Origin of the sequence: Cardinium endosymbiont cEper1 of Encarsia pergandiella, from assembly GCF_000304455.1 — a bacterium.
Taxonomy (GTDB): domain Bacteria; phylum Bacteroidota; class Bacteroidia; order Cytophagales; family Amoebophilaceae; genus Cardinium.
Map to the genome: position 1 here is coordinate 741,781 of NC_018605.1, position 19,392 is coordinate 761,172.

Annotated in this window: 12 protein-coding genes, 1 tRNA gene and 2 pseudogenes; 10 read left to right on the top strand and 5 right to left on the bottom strand. The window is 36.4% G+C overall.

From position 1 onward, the window contains the following. Positions 1-76: 76 nt before the first annotated feature. The 8 genes from rseP (at position 77) to AL022_RS03355 (ending at position 12,297) form a co-directional block, all read left to right on the top strand. On the top strand, positions 77-1,381 hold the full coding sequence (gene rseP / locus AL022_RS03315; protein WP_014934868.1) for an RIP metalloprotease RseP: 1,305 nt from the start codon (positions 77-79) through the stop codon (positions 1,379-1,381). A gap of 103 nt (positions 1,382-1,484) precedes the next feature. Further along, positions 1,485-3,971: an endopeptidase La gene (gene lon, locus AL022_RS03320; protein ID WP_014934869.1), complete on the top strand. Its 2,487-nt coding sequence runs from the start codon at positions 1,485-1,487 to the stop codon at positions 3,969-3,971. An 81-nt stretch (positions 3,972-4,052) separates the two neighbouring features. Further along, positions 4,053-5,189: a lipid-A-disaccharide synthase gene (locus AL022_RS03325; RefSeq protein WP_014934870.1), complete on the top strand. Its 1,137-nt coding sequence runs from the start codon at positions 4,053-4,055 to the stop codon at positions 5,187-5,189. Then, complete coding sequence (gene ruvX, locus AL022_RS03330; RefSeq protein WP_014934872.1) at positions 5,179-5,610, top strand: Holliday junction resolvase RuvX; 432 nt, start codon at positions 5,179-5,181, stop codon at positions 5,608-5,610. The genes AL022_RS03325 and ruvX overlap by 11 nt, the downstream gene beginning before the upstream one ends. 211 nt (positions 5,611-5,821) lie before the next feature. Beyond that, positions 5,822-5,897 (top strand) — tRNA-His (locus tag AL022_RS03340). Positions 5,898-5,984: 87 nt separating this feature from the next. Beyond that, positions 5,985-9,422 (top strand): DNA polymerase III subunit alpha, encoded by a 3,438-nt coding sequence (gene dnaE, locus AL022_RS03345; RefSeq protein ID WP_014934873.1) that lies wholly within the window; start codon positions 5,985-5,987, stop codon positions 9,420-9,422. Between the two features lie 245 nt (positions 9,423-9,667). Continuing rightward, entirely contained in the window at positions 9,668-10,162 is a 495-nt protein-coding gene (locus AL022_RS03350) for a glutathione peroxidase (RefSeq protein ID WP_014934875.1), read from the top strand. 224 nt (positions 10,163-10,386) lie between these two features. Continuing rightward, positions 10,387-12,297, top strand: a complete 1,911-nt coding sequence (locus AL022_RS03355; RefSeq protein WP_014934876.1) for a hypothetical protein — start codon at positions 10,387-10,389, stop codon at positions 12,295-12,297. A 66-nt stretch (positions 12,298-12,363) separates the two neighbouring features. Here AL022_RS03355 and AL022_RS03360 read toward each other — a convergent pair whose 3' ends face one another. Next, a complete protein-coding gene (locus AL022_RS03360; protein ID WP_014934877.1) occupies positions 12,364-13,110 on the bottom strand; it encodes a YebC/PmpR family DNA-binding transcriptional regulator in 747 nt (248 codons plus the stop codon). 147 nt (positions 13,111-13,257) lie between these two features. After that, on the bottom strand, positions 13,258-14,280 hold the full coding sequence (ruvB, locus tag AL022_RS03365) for a Holliday junction branch migration DNA helicase RuvB (RefSeq protein WP_014934878.1): 1,023 nt from the start codon (positions 14,278-14,280) through the stop codon (positions 13,258-13,260). 46 nt (positions 14,281-14,326) lie between these two features. Here ruvB and AL022_RS03370 point away from each other — a divergent pair, with 46 nt between their 5' ends. Both AL022_RS03370 and murD read left to right on the top strand, forming a co-directional pair. Continuing rightward, the gene (locus AL022_RS03370; protein WP_014934879.1) at positions 14,327-15,118 is read left to right on the top strand and encodes a CPBP family intramembrane glutamic endopeptidase; all 792 of its coding nucleotides are present in this window, start codon (positions 14,327-14,329) and stop codon (positions 15,116-15,118) included. 11 nt (positions 15,119-15,129) lie between these two features. Continuing rightward, entirely contained in the window at positions 15,130-16,473 is a 1,344-nt protein-coding gene (gene murD, locus AL022_RS03375; protein ID WP_014934880.1) for a UDP-N-acetylmuramoyl-L-alanine--D-glutamate ligase, read from the top strand. Positions 16,474-16,590: 117 nt separating this feature from the next. Here the strand turns inward: murD and AL022_RS04330 are convergent. From AL022_RS04330 to AL022_RS03390, 3 genes and pseudogenes are all read right to left on the bottom strand, one after another. Then, positions 16,591-17,287, bottom strand: a pseudogene (locus AL022_RS04330) (IS256 family transposase); the annotation flags it as partial. A 147-nt stretch (positions 17,288-17,434) separates the two neighbouring features. Beyond that, the gene (locus AL022_RS03385) at positions 17,435-18,409 is read right to left on the bottom strand and encodes an IS110 family RNA-guided transposase (RefSeq protein WP_014934881.1); all 975 of its coding nucleotides are present in this window, start codon (positions 18,407-18,409) and stop codon (positions 17,435-17,437) included. A gap of 188 nt (positions 18,410-18,597) precedes the next feature. Beyond that, a pseudogene (locus AL022_RS03390) lies at positions 18,598-19,109 on the bottom strand (transposase); the annotation flags it as partial. Positions 19,110-19,392 lie beyond the last annotated feature (283 nt).

The window sequence follows — 19,392 nt, forward strand, 5'->3', positions numbered from 1 at the left end:
GAAGATGTATATCCTATTTTTTGCTTATATTTAAGGGCTACTCCCTATAAGATTAACATAGTAATTGCTACACTATATGGCGTTTTTTATTAAGACCATCCAATTTTTAGCCGCTCTATTCATCATAGTTGGTATACATGAATTGGGCCATTTGCTTTTTGCTAAGCTATTTAAAATGCGCGTCAATAGCTATATGATTGGATTTCCTCCTAAACTATTTAAAGTCAAGTGGGGTGAAACAGAATATGCCTTAGGATCGATTCCCTTAGGTGGAGCCGTTCAGATTGCAGGTATGGTGGATGAATCGTTGGCCATTGATGATTTGGAAAATAGTCCACAACCTTGGGAATTTCGTTCAAAGCCAGCCTGGCAGCGCTGCCTCACTATATTGGGTGGTATTATCTTTAACCTACTCAGTGGCATATGCATATGGATTGGTTTAACTTATATAATGGGCAATACCTATTTACCTAAAGATGAAGTAAATAAATATGGCATCATACCAAGTGCACTAGCTAGAGAAATGGGCTTTAAAACAGGGGATAAAATTTTCAAAATCAATGGAAAAAATTTTGATGATTTTAATGATGTTGTATCACCCAGCTTTTTACTCCGTAGTAAAAGCTATTATACCATCAACAGAGATGGTCAGCTATTCACACTACCCATTCCAGAAAAGCTCCTAGAAAGCTTATCAGATATAAAAAAAGATTTTTTTATAAGGCCCATTTTTCCCTGCTTGATTCACTCCGTTCGCCCAAATAGTAGTGCTACCCTAGCAGGCCTAATGGCTGGAGATCAAATTATTGAGTTAGCAGGCCAATCTACCCTTGATCTATATAGCTTAATAAGGATAGTTAAAACTTGTTTGGATAAAACAGTTGAAGTAGTCTATTTGCGGAATGGCATAAAAATGGGTACCCAGGTCCAAATAGGCCAAGAAGGATTAGGTATTGAATTGGCTCAGCCTAAATATAGACAACTACATTATTCATTTGTAGCATCTATTCCCATTGGTCTAAAAAAAGCTTTAGAGTTGATGGAATGCCATTTTTTAACCATATGGAAATTAATCACAGGAAAACTTGCTTTAAAAAAATCGTTGGGTGGTCCGATTAGCATAGCCCAAAATTTTGACAACGAATTTATTGGATATAAATTCTGGACCCTGGTTGCCTTGTTATCCATCATGATTGGTTTAATCAACTTACTGCCTATTCCAGCATTAGATGGAGGACATGCTTTATGTATATTGTATGAAGTGCTATCTGGCAGAAAACTTTCTGATAAGTTTTTACAAAGCACTCAAAAACTCGGCATGATCCTTATGCTTTTACTTATGCTTTATGCATTGGGTAATGATATTCGTAAGCTATTATAAGTAGTTTTATAACCATATTATTTTTTACTTTTTGGCATAGTATTTAAGTATACAATCATATAAGTCATGCTAAAAAGGTAAATTAGGAATCATTTATAACCATATGTACTTCAATAAATCACTAGTAATGGATGGGGGGCTTGCTTCTGCATGGGGTGAGGACGGCATAGGCGGTATGGTAGAACTGATTGTCTCTGATGAAAAAGAACAGCTCTCTGATGACCACACCCAAGGTAGAATACCCTTGTTGGCACTTCGTAATATGGTTCTTTTTCCTAACGTTGTCGTCCCTATTTCCGTTAAAGAAAGGCAGGCGATGCATTTGATAGAAGTCATACATGAAAAAGATGGTCTATTGGGCATCATTGCACAGCGCAACCCAGAAAACTTTGAAGGTAAACAAACGGATGTATATCCAATAGGTACACTAGCTAAAATTATTAAAATCATTAATTTACCAAATGGTAAAACAATTGCTTTGGTACATGGCAAACAAAAATTTCAAACCATTCAACTCTTTACAGAGTCATTAGGATTAGAAGCTACTATTCAGCTATTAAAAGATCACCCTTATAAGGAAGACAAAAAAGTTCTTGCCCTTATGCAATCCTTAAAAGATGTAGCAATTAAGATTCTTAAATTTCGACCTGATGGTTCTGGTGAAGCACAGGCCATGCTAACCAATATTAAAAGTCTTGATTTTCTTACCTATTTTTTGGCTTCTAATTTAAATACAGATATCCACTACAAGCAAAAGTTACTAGAGTTAAGTAATAGCACCAAGCGAGCCAATTTGCTCTTAAAACATCTTTTAAGAGAATTAGAAATCTCAGAGCTTAAAAAAGAGATTCAAGATAAAGTACACTCTGATATTAGTCAGCAACAACGAGATTATTACTTAAGGCAACAGGTTAAAGTGCTACAGGATGAACTAGGCGAAAACGAGGGTTCAGACGAAATTGATAGATTACGTGAAAAAGGAAATAAAAAACAATGGCCTAAAGAGGTAGCCAATTATTTTAAAAAGGCATTGGAAAAAGCTGAACGGATGAGCCCACACAGTCCAGATTATTCCATTAGCATCAACCATGCAGAGCTGCTCGTAGAGTTGCCTTGGGAGCACTATACCAAAGACAATTTAGACCTAACCCGGGCCAAAAAGATTTTTGATGCAGACCACTATGGTATTGAAAAAGTCAAAGAGCGCCTTTTAGAATTTTTAGCAGTTGTACGGCTAAAAAAAAATATGAAGGGACCTATTTTATGTTTATGTGGTCCTCCTGGAGTAGGAAAAACTTCTTTAGGAAAGTCTATTGCTAAAGCAATGGGTAGGAAGTATGCACGTATTGCACTAGGTGGGCTAAATGATGAAGCAGAAATACGTGGACATAGAAAAACCTATATTGGTGCAATGGCTGGAAAAATTATCTATAACATTCAAAAAAGTGGTTCATCTAATCCGGTTATTGTACTAGATGAAGTAGATAAAATAGATGGCATGCGTGGAGATCCAGCATCTGCACTACTAGAAGTGCTAGATCCAGAACAAAACAATGCTTTTGTGGACCATTTTTTGGAAGTGCCATATGATCTTTCTAAAATTCTATTTGTAGCCACTGCCAATTCAATGGATCGTATTCCATCTGCTTTACAGGACAGAATGGAAGTCATTGAAGTAAGTGGCTATCTTCTAGAAGAAAAGATAGAAATTGCAAAAAAATATCTCTTCCCCAAACAAAGAAAAGAACATGGCCTTAAAGCTACTGATCTAGCCATACAAGATGATGCTTTGGCCACTATTATAGCAAGTTATACGCGTGAATCTGGCGTACGTGAACTATCTCGTCAAATAGCAAATATTTGCAGAAAGAGCGCAAAATCGATTGCTTTAGCGGAAACTTATACTAAAAAAATCAAACCAACTGATGTTATTGCTTTACTTGGCCCAGAGCCATTTGATCAAACACCTTATCAAACCACATCCTTACCTGGTGTTTCGATTGGGTTAGCCTGGACGGCTGCTGGTGGTGAAATTCTCTTTATAGAATCTGTCTTGAGTAAAGGAAAAGGAAGGATTAATTTGTCTGGTCATTTAGGAGAAGTTATGAAAGAATCTGCTATGACAGCGCTTTCTTACTTAAAAGCGAATGACCAGTACCTTGATGTATCACATGGTGTATTTGAAAATTATGATCTACACATTCATGTGCCTTCTGGGGCAGTCCCTAAGGATGGTCCCTCTGCAGGCATTACCCTTTTTACCTCATTGGCGTCTTTATATACGCAAAAAAAGGTAAAAGACTGTTTGGCTATGACAGGGGAAATTACCTTACGTGGCGAAGTACTACCAGTAGGTGGTATTAAAGAAAAAATTCTAGCTGCAAAACGTGTAGGTATGAAAGAGATTATACTCAGCAGCAAAAACAAAAAAGATGTACAAGAAATAAAAGCAATTTACCGTGAAAGTTTAATATTTCATTATGTAGATTCTGTAGATCAGGTCTATCGCTTGGCACTTCAAGAAAATAAAATAGCTAATCCCAAAGTTTGGGATGGCAGTTTAGCTGAACCCATAACGGAAAAAAAATAAACCATTTAAGCACATTTTTTTGATTAAAAAGTATCTCTATATCTTTGGATAGCAAGGCTACCATCTAAAATCCAAATACTTATGCGTTATTACGTTATTGCGGGTGAGCACTCTGGAGATATGCATGGAGCTGATTTGATTAGACACATCAAATCAATAGATCACTACGCCGATTTTTGGTGTTGTGGAGGAACTGCTATGTCTCAAGCTATGGGTAGGCCTTGCAGTGTAGACGGTTCAAAAATGGCCTATATGGGGATAGATTTTTTAAAAAGGTGGTATACCCTATGGCAGTTGCTAAAGTTTTGCCAAAAAAGTCTAAAGCACTACCAGCCAACTGTCGTTCTTTTAATTGACTACAGTGGCTTCAATATGAGGCTTGCTGCATTTGCTAAAAAAAATGGATTTCTAGTACACTACTATATACCGCCTAAAATCTGGGCACATGGTCAAAAAAGAATTGCAAAAATCAAGCAAAATGTAGACCACATATGGTCCATTCTACCTTTTGAAGTAGCCTATTATCATGCACAGGGCTACCATACAATTGACTATGTCGGCAATCCATTGATTCAAAAAGTTGCCGATCATGCCATCAATCCCTTTTTTAAGGCAGAAAATCGCCTCGACCATCGTCCGATTATAGCCCTATTACCCGGCAGTAGATTGGATGAAATTCATCGTTTATTGCCTCTAATGGTTGCGCAGGCAGCCCATTTTAAAGGCTATCAGTTTGTAGTAGCTGGATTAAGTATTATTCCAAACAGTTTGTATGAAGCACTATGCCCACCTACGGTTCAAGTTATTTATGACCAAAGCTATGACCTAATGGCCGTTGCAAAGGTGGCGGTGATTGCTGCTGGAACCGCTAGTTTAGAAGCTGCTTTATTTAATCTTGCACAAATAGTGGTCTATAAGTTCCATCCATTGGCCTATTGTTTTTATAAAACCATTATTACGGTAGATTACATCTCTTTGGTTAACCTTTTGATGGATCATCCGGTTGTTCCAGAACTCATTCAATATCAACTAACAGACAAAAAGCTCTATGCTACTTTAACCAACCTACTATCGGACAATGGTAGGACTAAACAACAAGCAGCCTATCCAGCAGTTCACCGATTGCTGAGTCCAAAAAATGGCGCTGCAATAGCTGCAAAGTCCATAGTAGCCCACGCCAAACAGTTCCTTCAAAACCAACAAAATAATGGAAAATAAATTGGGTAGGATTATCGCCATAGATTATGGGCTCAAACGGGTCGGTATTGCTGTAACAGATCCTTTACAAATAATTGCTACCCCTTTGACAACAATTGCTGCCCCTATTTTATTTCCTTTTTTAAAGGATTATCTCGAACAAGAAAATGTAGTCACCTTTGTGATGGGTATGCCCAACTATTTGAATGGCAAACCTTCTACAATGGGTAAGATCATAAAACAGATCGCCACGCAATTAAAAAAAGCTTTTCCAGCCCAAAGTTTTTATTACCAAGATGAACGATTTACTTCTAAGTTGGCTTTACAAGGACTCTACCAAGCTGGCTATTCTAAAAAGGATAGAGCAGATAAAAGCAATATAGATAAGGTAAGTGCTGCAATTCTCTTACAATCTTTTTTAAATCAACAGATAGTTGTATGATGCCAACCACAACTTTTTACAGGCAGCCTGTTTGGATGACTCGAATGGCATCTTTATAATACATATCCAATATGCTCTGCTGCGTGATCATTATCTTGTCCATGATGGTTTAGACAGACAGAGCCGTTGTGTACAATTTTTATTTTTTTTGCTTATATTTGACCCAATCAAGTTATCTATTGGCTCAATAGCTTGATAGATCTGGTTTTATGGTGAATGTAGCTCAGCTGGTTAGAGCATTGGTTTGTGGTACCAAGGGTCGCGGGTTCGAACCCCGTCTTTCACCCTTATATTTACCTCTTTTTCCTTTAAATCCACTTTTAATGCTTCTATAAACAGCCCTTAGAAGGGCATCTATACCATGTCATACCACCATGCCTAACTTTTGCCATTTACATTGTCATACAGAATATTCTTTATTGGATGGGGCCGCTAAGGTCACACGTTTAATAGCGGCGAATAAACAATTGGGGATGGATGCATTGGCCATTACCGACCATGGGAATATGTTTGGGGTCCCCCAATTTGTAGCTGCAGCTGCTAAGGAAGGAATAAAGCCCATTATAGGATGTGAGTTTTATATGGCACCTGATCGGCAGGATCATAAAGATAAAACCCGTTACCACCAGTTGTTGCTGGCTAAAAATAGCATAGGTTATCAAAATATTACCAAATTATGCTCCCTAGGTTTTTTAGAAGGCTATTACTATAAACCACGTATTGATAAAGCTTTACTCAAACAGTATAAAGAAGGTTTAATTGCCACTACCTGTTGTTTAAGTGCAGAGATTCCTAAAACCATTATACGCCATGGTGAAGCAGCAGCAGAAAAGCTTTTTTTAGAATGGGTTGCGCTATTTGGTGAAGATTACTACATAGAGCTACAAAGACATGGCATCAAGGAACAAGAAATTTGTAATCTCGTATTGCTCCGTTGGGCTGAAAAATATAATGTGAAAGTGATTGCCACCAACGATGTCCATTATGTTGCGCAACAGGACAGTCTTGCACAAGATGTATTGCTCTGCTTACAAACAGGAAAAGATTACAACGATCCCAATCGGATGCGTTTTAACAACGATCAATTTTTTTTAAAGCCACCAGAAGCCATGGCGCTGCTTTTTGCAGATCTACCAGAGGCGCTTACCAATACCCTAGCCTTGGTAGAAAAAGTAGAAACCGTTTCCTTAACACGTGATGTGCTGCTGCCTATTTTTAGCCTTCCGAGTGGATTTTCAGATACCAATCTCTATCTAAGCCATTTGGCTTTTTCTGGGGCACGTGCCAAGTATGGGACCATTCCTCTAGAGGTAGAGAACAGACTCAACTATGAATTGACCATTATTGCCCAGACCGGTTTTGCTGGCTATTTTCTAATTGTACAAGACTTTATTCAAGCAGCTGTGCAATTAGGTGTGGTTGTAGGGCCAGGTCGAGGATCGGTAGCAGGCTCTTTAGTGGCTTTTTGCATCGGCATTACCAAAATAGATCCCATACGCTATAATCTGCTTTTTGAACGTTTTTTGAATCCAGAACGGGTTTCTATGCCTGATATAGACGTAGATTTTGATGATGAAGGACGTAAAAAAGTAATTGATTACGTGATTCAAAAATATGGTAGAAACCAAGTAGCCTCGATTATCACCTTTGGTAGTATGGCCGCTAAATCTGCCATACGGGATGTAGCCCGTGTGTTGGGGGTACCTTTGGCACGGGCCAACTATATGACCAAGTTGATACCAGATAAACTAGGGATTACCTTATCAGAAGCTTTTGAAGAAGTAAAAGAACTGGCTGAGCTTAAAAAATCCCTTACCACACCAGAGGGTAAAGTATTGGATTTAGCAGAAAGATTAGAAGGGTTGGTCCGCCATACAGGTATTCATGCAGCAGGGATCATCATAGCACCCCATGATATTGTAGAATATATTCCAGTAAAAACAGATAAAAATTCTGATTTATTGGTTACCCAATATGATGGATCGGTACTTGAAGGAATCGGTATGCTAAAAATGGATTTTTTAGGCTTAAAGACGCTTAGTATTATTAAAGATGCCTTGCAATTGATCCAACAAAATAGAGCCATTTCTATAGATATAGATCTGATTCCTTTAGACGACCCGATTACTTTTAAACTATACCAATCCGGTAATACAAAAGGGACTTTTCAATTTGAGTCAGAAGGGATGCGTCAATGGTTGATCAAACTGCAACCCACTACGATGGAAGAGCTGATTGCGATGAATGCCCTTTATAGGCCAGGCCCTATGCAGTTTATTCCTAATTTTATTGCCCGCAAACATGGTAAAGAAACTATTGAATACCCTCATCCACTTTTAGAAACTATTTTAAAGCCCACTTACGGCATTATGATTTACCAAGAGCAAATCATACAAACCGCACAAGCAATGGCGGGTTATACGCTAGGAAGTGCAGATTTGCTGCGCAAAGCTATGGGGAAAAAAAATGCAACGGAAATGGCCAAACAGCGTGATATTTTCATAACTGGAGCGGCTCAAAAACATAGCATCCCTAAAGAAAAAGCATTGCATATTTTTGAGATTATGGAAAAGTTTGCACAATATGGTTTTAATCGTTCGCATGCAGCAGCCTATTCCCTAATTGCCTATCAAACGGCTTATCTAAAGGCCCACTACCCTACCGAATATATGGCGGCTGTATTAACCCATAACCAGGGTGATATTGAAAAAATTGCTTTTTTTATGGAAGAAAGTCGCCAGCAAGGACTATCGGTATTGGGCCCTGATATAAATGCCAGTCAAGTCAATTTCAGTGCAGGCCTCCATAAAGAAATAAGATTTGGGCTAGGCGCAATCAAAGGGGCAGGCGAGGCAGCAGTCACTGCTATTATAGCAGCAAGAAGGGAGAAAGGGGCTTTTAAAGATATTTTTGATTTTATCGAATCCATTCATCTTAAAAGCCTCAATAAAAAAACGATGGAATCACTTGCTTTATCAGGTGCTTTTGATAGCTTTAAAGCATTACATAGAAGACAGTATCTCTATGAAGCATCGGGTAGCAGTTTTATAGAAAAATTGATCCAATATCGCAATCGTATACAAAAAGAACAGATAGAAGCTGCGCAGTCGCTTTTTGCAGCTAGTGGCTATAGTCAAGTTAAAAGGCCAGAACCAGTTGACTGTACCCCTTATGATCCATTGGAACAACTGCGTATAGAGAAAGAACTAGTTGGTTTTTATATTTCTGGTCATCCACTAGATCCATTTAAAGTAGATATAAAAAGCTTTTGCAATGTAACTACACAAAATATACTAGCTGCTAGTCGAAAAACTGTCACCATAGCGGGTATACTTACTGCGTCTACTATTAAGCAAAATGGTAAAGGAAATACTTTTGCGTTACTCACATTAGATGATTACCATGGATCGTTACATTTTGCACTTTTTGGGGAAGACTATTTAAAATACAAGCATCTATTAGAAGTTGGGAAATTACTTTTCCTTACTGGACATGTAGCGATACGTTATGGCAACCAAGAGATGCAAAACTTTAAGCCCCGAACGATTAACCTATTAGAAGAGATGCGTGAAAAAATGGCGAAAGGCATTCATTTAAAGCTGATGGAAGAGCATATCAACCAACAGCTGGTGAACGAATTGGAAGCTTGTATCAAACGCTATCCAGGTAAATATTTTATAAAAATATCCATTATAGACCATAAATCCGAAATCACCATTCCAATGCTTTCTACTCTATATCGTATAGCACTCAGCAACGAACTATTTGGATTATTGCATAGCCTCTCTATAAATTTTTATTTATGTACTTAATCAGATATAGGTGATTGATCTATGTCTTGTCTTGCTATTTAAGCTTTAAAGCGTAAATACAAAATATAGATATTTAGAGACCCATTTTTTGTCATCTAATCCATCATTCAAATATATAAACTGCATTTTCGTACTAAAAAACAGCATTCTACTTTTTATTTTAATTAAATGTAGCTTACATTTGCTCGTTAAATGTTTTTTTCTTAATGAGAAATTAACCTGTTTCTTTAAACAGTTGCAAAAGTATGGATACACATACCAACCCTCATAAAGATTTTTCGTTTACCCTATTAGATGGCACTACGTTTCATCTTTGTAGTGGGCAGGTAGTTTTAGTAGTCAATACAGCTTCGCGCTGTGGATTTGCCCGTCAATTCGATGCCTTACAAAGGCTGCATGATCGCTACCATATGCATGGTTTTACAGTGCTTGGGGTATCTTCTCAAAGTTTTGGCAAGCAAGAATTTGAAAAGCCTTGTGATATAGCAACTGCTATACAAAACAAATCAAGTGGCCTTACTTTTCCGATTACGCAGTTAACAGCTGTGCGTGGAAAATCCATTCATCCATTTTATGCATGGGCTGCTACACAAGTTTCTTGGTGTGGACGCCCAAAATGGAACTTTCATAAATACTTGATAGGGAAAGAGGGTCAATGCATTACATGGTTTGCTTCTGCAACAGATCCTTTAGCCCCAAAGGTCATAGAAACGGTAGAGGCTGCACTAGGGAACCACTAGCTTCTAGTTTTTTGAGCCCATTTACCTGACTATTAACTTTCTAACTATTAGATATATCTCGTAATGGCCTTTTTGAACCCTATTTTTAAGTATACATACAAGCATGGGATTGTTTTAGCATAGCTAGAAAATTTGAAATTTTAAATTTTAAATAAAAAAACATATTGTTCTTTTACTAGATGTAGATAAAACAACCCTTAAAAAATTATTAAAAGTAAAAAGATATGACCAACGTACATATAAAAAGCGATAAGACTTGCTTAGGAAATGATAAAGCCACCTATATTCCTAATGATTTTACCTATTCTTTCGCTCAAAATATTTTTTCTCCTTCTTTTTTAATAAAACTGTCCAGAACGCTCCTACTGTGCAGCACAGCATGTAGTTCCAACAGCAAAATCAAACATGTACCTAGTATAGTAGAAACCTTTTCCAAATCCAATAAAAGCGATCTATTTTTCGACCTATTACCCTTAAGCAAGAAAGTAGACCCCCTATCCGCACGGCTATTTCCCCTACAAAGGGACAAGCCATTATATGTAACAAATACGCTTGCTAAGCAGCAACCTGATGGTACCCATCTTACTAATATAGGACTAGCGCAGCCAATCCTTTCGGGAAATGGGCTGAAAAACAAAACATTACCGTTCAAAGAAACTTCAAATAGCCTACCAGTACCTTCGTTATCCCTAGAGCAGAAGGATAACCTACTGATCCCCTTGCCCTTACAAGAAACGCCATCATCACCTGAGAGAAGTGTAGTTGCTAAGGATGATCCTAAAATTACTGACTCTACTAATAATATCGAATCAAAGAAGCTAAATTTATTAGCAGTATCACAACCCGAAGAGACTTGCTCTAGTATTGCTATTGAACCCTTGAATGATTATAATATATGTAATGTAAATGATAATGTAAAGATTCGTAAAAATATTCAATATTGTAATGCTTCTAATACATTTAATATAGATCATAATGTACAAACTGGCCGCGTTAAAACTTTGATAGCAGTTTTTGAACAAAAGCAAAATGAAGGACTTAAGAAAAGTGAATCCTTGAAGAGGCTTAGAAAACAAAAAGTGACAAGCTCCGAACAGACTTGTATTGAACCTTCATATGGTTATAATAGTAATGTTGAATGTCTTGATGAAGATGACAATATGGAATATACTATAAAAATAAAAGAAAAAATAAAAGAAAAAATAAAAAATATCAAAATACGTAGATTACTTAATATACTATTCGACGACATTGAGGAAAGGGTAAAATTGATAAGTGACCTACCAAGCAAATATAGTAAAGTACTGACATTGATAGAAGATATTAAGGGAAGATTAGAAAAAGAAAAAAATCACAACGTTGGCAACAGCCTTATAAAATTAATAGAAGAAGATACAGAAAGTTATGACAACTTTATAAAATTAATAGAAGAAGATACAGAAAGTTATAATAGCTTGATAACATCAATAGAACAAGATACAGAAAGTTATAATAACTTGATAAAATCAATGAAAGAGAAATTGGATAGCTTAGAAAAACTTGTACCTCACATATATTCATCTATTGATGATCAAAAAGCAAGCGTAAATAAAGAATTAGAAACTTTCCAGGAACAAATAAACGAAATAAAAGAATTTATCAAAAATTTATCCACAGATATCCATACTAATTATACGTATATGTTATATATACTAAGTGATTTCCCAGAGATGATTCAAAGTTTTCAACAAAACATAGAAACAATCTTCATCAGTATACCAAATATACCAAGAAATATAAAGAACCCAAACGTTAAAAAATTTCTGGAAGAAACAATAAAAAATAACGATAAGATAAAAAATATGATAACTAATTTAAGATCAGTAAACAGTAATGATGAGTCTGTAGAACTTCTGAAAGAAATAATAAAAGAAAAGTATCAAAGTAACGCTGAGATAGAAGATATGATAACTAATTTAGAATCAATAGAAACTGATATAACAAAACGAGTAAAAAAGAACAAAAAGAACGATATTATAAAACGTATAGAATCATTCATACAAGAGATCATGGAGAAAGAACAGAAAATAGAAGCAAAATTAAACGAAAAAATTGAAGGACTCTTTTCAAAAAAGCAGATCCTAAAGATCGTATAAACAAAAGGATAAATGTACTGGCAGCATCAAGAGTAGATTTCCCTCATGACCATACCATCTAGTCTTTTACGTCCATAAAACTTCCTGATCTGGTTGAAGCGCGATATTATGATAGACTTTTTGGACATCATCGTCATCTTTTAGCGCATCTATAAGCTTTATAAGCTTGGGCAATGTAGCATCACTTACTTGAACAAAAGTATGAGCGATATACTCTAAACCAGCAAAAGTTGGTGCAATAGACTGTGCTTCTAAGTGTTTTTGTATATTTCTAAAATTTTCTACTGCACAAATTACATGGGCAAATGCACCATCGCTTTCTAATGCTTCTGCGCCTGCATCTATTAACCCTAAGGTAAAATCATCATCATCTTTAATATCAACAGAAGGAATGGTAAAGAAGCCTTTGTAATCAAACAAGAAAGTAATGGCACCATTTTTTTCTAAACTGCCTCCATATTTCGCAAAAATAGCCCGCACATTGGCTACTGTTCTAATCACTTTATCGGTCATACAGACCACCATGATGGCCACTCCATCTGGCCCATATCCCTCATAGGTCACTTCATGATAAGTAGCTACATCATGGCTACTTGCCTTACTAATGGCACGTAGTATGGGATCTTTTGGCATGTTAGCCCCCTTGGCATTTTGAATGGCCAAACGCAATCGTGGGTTAAATTCTGGTTCAGCGCCGCCCGTTCTGGCGGCTACGGTTAGCTCTTTAACCAGCTTTGTAAAAATTTTACTTTTTTTTGCATCATTTATAGTCTTTTTACGTTTTATATTAGACCACTTACTATGTCCTGCCATTTTATTACTTGATTATAAATAAAATATCGGGAAAATATTGACCCTATAAATTATTGTACACAACTATCGTTATCCAACCAATCACCCTATACAAATATAGGTAGATCTTGCTACACAATAATGTGCTAAACAAAGGCAAAACGGGCGCTATTTGTCGAAAAGATCAGCGGTATAAGGGAATCCCAAATGCTTATAGGCGGCTTCTGTTGCGACCCTTCCACGTGGCGTGCGTTTGATATACCCTTCTTGAATAAGAAATGGTTCATATACTTCTTCTATGGTTTCTGCTTCCTCTAGACAAGCAGTTGCAATAGTGGTAAGCCCTACGGGACCACCTTTGAATTTTTGAATAATATTGATAAGAATCCGTTTGTCCATTTCATCAAGTCCATTCTCATCTACGTTCAAAGCAGTTAAACTTAATGCAACAATAGCTTGGGTAATGTGTCCATCCCCCTTAATCTGCGCAAAATCTCTGGTACGTTTCAGCAGATTATTGGCTATACGTGGGGTGCCTCTACTGCGTCTGGCAATTTCATAAGCAGCTTCTTGATCAATAGGGCTACCCCATATACTACTGGCGCGCTGAACGATTTTAGTCAGCAATGTGGTATGGTAGTAATCCAATCGCGCATTAATACCAAAACGGGCCCGTAGCGGTGCGGTTAGCAAACCTGAGCGGGTGGTCGCTCCAATTAATGTAAAAGGATTAAGTGCCAATTGTACACTACGTGCATTAGGACCTGCATCCAGCATAATATCTATTTTAAAATCCTCCATGGCAGTGTATAAATACTCTTCTACTATGGGATTTAGACGATGAATCTCATCTATAAAAAGTACATTAGAAGGTTCTAAACTGGTCAAAATGCCAGCTAAATCGCCTGGTTTATCCAATACAGGTCCAGAAGTAACTTTTATATTGGTATTCAGCTCATAGGAAATAATATAGGCCAGTGTTGTCTTACCTAAACCAGGAGGACCATGTAACAACACATGGTCTAAAGCTTCTTTTCTCTGTTTAGCAGCTGCTACAAATATCTGTAGATTTTGGACTAATTTTTCTTGCCCAAAAAAATCATTAAATTGAAGGGGCCGTAGGGCTTTATCAAGCTGCTCTTCTGGTTTTTTGAGCACGCTACAGGGGCCATTGATAAGATCATGCTCCATTTTTTAAACTTTAACTGAATGAAAATATACGTAAAAAATAGCAACAATGTGGTTAAAAATCAGATTACTCAAACGATTAACCCTATTTTGTATAGGACTTTATTTCCCTATTAAGTTTTTTATCCTATGGATTAAGTCAACGAATAAACCTTTATGCCACCATTACACACTTGAGCACTTTATATTCCGCATCATCATTTGTTGCCTTGCTTTTATTTATTATTTATACCTACAACAAAATAAGGGCATAAAAGATAGTATAGTACCCTCTCGCTACAAATTAATGATTGGTACGGTATTATTGCAACTCACAATGACATTTGGCTTACTCTTACTAAGCAGCATTCAAGAAGCATTATGGTATCCTAATGTACAGTCTATACGACATTTTAGTAGTAGCATCGATTTTTTATACCGTGGGATTATAGAAATAAGCTGCCTGGCTGCTATTTTAGAAGAACTACTCTTTCGAGGTATTTTAGAAAAACTACTCTACAAAATCATTTCTACCAGATTATGGATCACACTAACTAGTGCGTTAGCCTTTAGTCTGATGCACGGTAATATGCGCAATAACTTATTGTATTTTGTGATGGGATGCTTTCTGAGCCATCTATACTACCACACCCAAGACATTATTTATCCTATGATCGCCCATGGACTACACAATTTATGCGCAATATCTATCATGTATCTGAAATTAGATGAGCCACTAGATTTAGCCATAAATAGTCTAAGCATTATAACGCGTATCATACTAGCGATTGGCGCTCTCTTAGCAGTGTATCAATATGTAACCTATAGACTGACTCAGCCAAAAACAAAAAATACTATTTAAATCATACAAGTATGCGATTGGTTATACTAGGTGGAGGAGAAAGTGGTACAGGAGCAGCACTACTAGCCAAACAAAAAGGCATAGAGGTATTCGTTTCGGATATAGGTACAATAAAAGGTGAGTATAAAGATTTGCTGAAAATTTATGCCATTCCATTTGAAGAAGGCCACCATACGATAGAAAAAATAAAAGGGACTGATCAGGTAATCAAAAGCCCTGGTATACCCCATGAAACTGCAATCATTCAGCAGCTCCATGCATGCCGTATACCCATTATAGATGAAATAAGCTTTGCAGCACCCTATGCAAAAGGTAGGATCATAGCTATAACGGGTTCAAATGGAAAAAGTACTACAGCACACCTGATTTACCATTTGCTCTATGCGGCAGGATACGATGTAGCTTTGGCTGGGAATATGGGGTATAGTTTTGCAAGGTGTCTTGCAAAAGGTAGTTATGACTACTATGTATTAGAACTTTCCAGCTTTCAACTGGAAAGTCTTAAAAATTTTAAACCAAATATTGCCTGCCTATTAAATATTACACCTGATCACTTGAATAGATACAACTATTCTCTAGAAGTCTATGCGAAAGCTAAATTGAATATATTGCGCAATATGACTCCATTAGACCACTTTATTTACAACAAATCGGATCCAATCACTGCTGCATATCTTCAAGCACAAAATATTTTACCCGAACTGCACCCTATTCATCCATTCTCTATTTGGAATAGCGATGGGCTATGCCATTGTAATGTGGATGGTACCTCTTTTTGTATTAACAGGGAACAAATCGCTTTACCAGGTAGACACAATCAATACAATGCTATGGTTGCCATTACAGCAGCGGCATTAGCAGGGGTAGCACCTGCAAGCATTTATGCTGCTTTACCTAAGTTTCATGGGCTATCCCATCGATTAGAATGGTGTGGTGCCCCACAGGGGATAGACTGTTATAATGATTCAAAATCGACTAATGTAGCCTCTACAAGGGCTGCATTGCTTAGTTTTAACCAACCTATTATCTGGATAGCAGGAGGAGTAGATAAAGGAAACGACTATAGCCTACTATTGCCCATTCTACAAGAGCGGGTAAAAGCAATTATTTGTTTGGGAAAAGACAACCACTTCATTATAAAAGCTTTTGGTCCGCTAGGATTGCCCATACAAGAAACCGATAACCTAGATAACGCTATACATATGGCATTATCGATTGCATCACCTGGAGAAGTAATCCTTTTATCCCCAGCATGTGCTAGCTTTGACTTATTTAAAAATTTTGAAGATAGAGGCAACCAGTTTAAGAAAAAAATAAACAAATTAATTCAAAAGTATCCACCACCCAAAATTTAACAAAAGAGAGAACTATAGAAAATTAGCTACAGATGAAACAAAACCATAATTATTGGGGTAATACCAAACATAGCCACTAATTTGAGCCTGTAAACGATTTTGTGTAAGTACCATTTTTTAAGAAACTCTTCCTTCAAATTCTATAGCGAATCGATTGATAGCGGCTCTCCAATCATGTAGAGCCATAGTCCACTTTTGTGATGCTTTTTGTATAGCTAAATATACCACTTTTAATGCAGATTGGTCATTAGGAAAAAATTTACGGTTATTGATCGATTTTCTAATCACACTATTAAGTGATTCTATCGCATTAGTGGTATAAATAATTTTTCGTATTTCATCAGGATAGTCGAAAATAGTTATAATATTACTCCAATTTTTATGCCATGAACGACTAATGGCTGGATACTTTTTATCCCATTTTTCACTAAAAATAAGAAGCTCTTCTTCCTCTTGATCAATAGAAATAGCCCGATAAATAAGTTTAAGATCCGATGCGACGGACTTCATATCCTTATAGGATACATAACGTAAGGAATTACGAATAAGATGAACAATGCATAACTGGATTTTGGTTTTTGGAAATACTGTATTAATAGCATCTGGAAATCCAGTTAATCCATCAACACAATCAATAAAAATATCCTTAATGCCACGATTACTTAATTCAGTTAATACGGGATAGCCAAAATTTTGCTTCTTCAGTTTCTGCTATCCACAAACCAAGTAATTCTTTTTGGCCTTGACAATTAATGGCTAATGCCAAATAAATTGATTTATTTATTACGCGTTTATCTTCATGAGACTTGATAACGAACTATGTTAATAAGCAAATTTTTTGTTAGAAAAATATTTCGTTTTTAAGTTTTATTTTGATTATAATTATAATTTATATTGATAATCAAATAATAGATTTATAATCTGTTGATTTATGGACTATCATATTTTCTTTCTGACCACACTAAGGGTTAGCCTTGAGTTTAGATAGATGTCCATCTACATAAAAAGTATGGTCTCTCATAATAGCAAATACCTGTCTAATAAGTTTATTAGCTACAGCAATAAGAGCCACTTTACCAGGTTTCCCTCTTTCTTTTAACCTTTCATAAAAGTCTTTACAGGACTTATTAAAGCGTATAGCTGACCAAGAAGCTATATAGAGCAAAGAACGCAATTGCGGGTTCCCATGACGATTAATATGACCTTTTTTTCTTACCGATGAGCCTGAATGCTCATAAATAGGTGCCAAACCGACATATTTAGAGAACTGTTTAGCGCTTTCAAAATGATTACCTCCACCAGTGGAAACGATAAGTTCCATAGTGGTTCTATCGCCAATCCCTTTAATAGAGCTAATGCGTTTATAGAGATCCTGATAAGTTTCCTGTGTAATAGAAAGCATTTGTTGCTCTAATATAACTATTTGTTCTTCCAAATAGGATATAGTTTGTTTGACCATAGTCAAAGATACAGTGTCTGGTTTAGGCAACACACTAAAAGACTCTAGCAAGTTATAACACATTGTCAATTGTTTCTTCAACTGAGCAAAAAGTGTTTTTTGTTGCTTTAAGGCTTGTATACTGGCTAAAGGCATTTTGTAGGGTTTAGGCTCCATCTTTGATCCATACAGAGAAATAAGTTCCGCATCTACCTTGTCAGTTTTCGTTATATGGTTCACTACCTTAGTAAAGTGTTTGATCTGCTTAGGGTTAATAACTGAAACAGATAGGTCAGCTTCTAAAAGCATCTTTACTAATAAACAACCATAGTTGCCAGTCGCCTCTAAAACACAGTGATCTAAGCATTTATCAAGTTTAGACAAAAAGATTGCAATGCCATTTGGATCGTTCTTATACGTAGCCGTAGTATAGCCTTTACCTTTAGGGAAAGCAGCTACAAAACTACTTTTTGCTATATCGATGCCTATGTATTTCATATCATTAGATGTTTGTATTAAATTGATTCATCTCATGAACTATCGTCGCACACACGGGCTTTAATGGCCAGCGAACTATTCAGTTTTTAAGATGAAAAGAGCTGGGGGCTAAACGTTAAGCGCGGTATCTAATACCAGGTACAATGCGACCTTATTCCAGCTCTTTAATAAGATAGTCTTATTTAATACAAACGTACGACGATACAATCTAAATACAGTATGGGGGATATACGCTTTCTAATGGACGATTCTGCCAAATAGTAATCTCCTCAATAACAGATTCAGTTACTTTCGAAATTAAACTGTGTGATACCTCTCTACCATAGAGCTCTTTGAACGTATCTGAAATATCTCGGGTGGTCATCCCTCTGGCATAAAGTGACAGAATTTGTTCATCAAAATCAGTGAACCTAGTTTGACCTTTGCGAACAATTTGAGGATCGAACGTGCTGTTTCGATCTCGTGGCCTATTAATTTCCATTTCGCCAAAATCACCCTTCAAGCGCTTAAGAGAGTAACCATTACGACTATTTCCCGTGTTCCTACCTTCTATAGAATGCTTTGAATAGCCAAGATGATCGTCTAGCTCTGCATCCATAGCACGTTCTACCGTCAGTTTTAATAGTTGCTTGCTCAGAATAGCTAAATCTTTTTCACTCTTAATAGACTTCGATAATTCTTTTAGTAGATTTGGATCTATATTTATTTGTTGTGATTCCATTGATTATGACTTATTTATTACTACCGATTATTTATAACGATAGATTTCTTAATAACAAATAAGCATTTACACAATTTTATTTACAAACTCACTAATTTTTAAATGCAAATAGCAGGATAACATTTATTTAAAATAAAGACGACAGAATCAGCAGAACTTCCCCAATCATCTATATTGTTTACATAATTCTTTTTAGCGATATTTACTTGGTCTATTCAGATTAATAAAAAGTGTTAACGGCTGTTGTAATGCATAACTTATA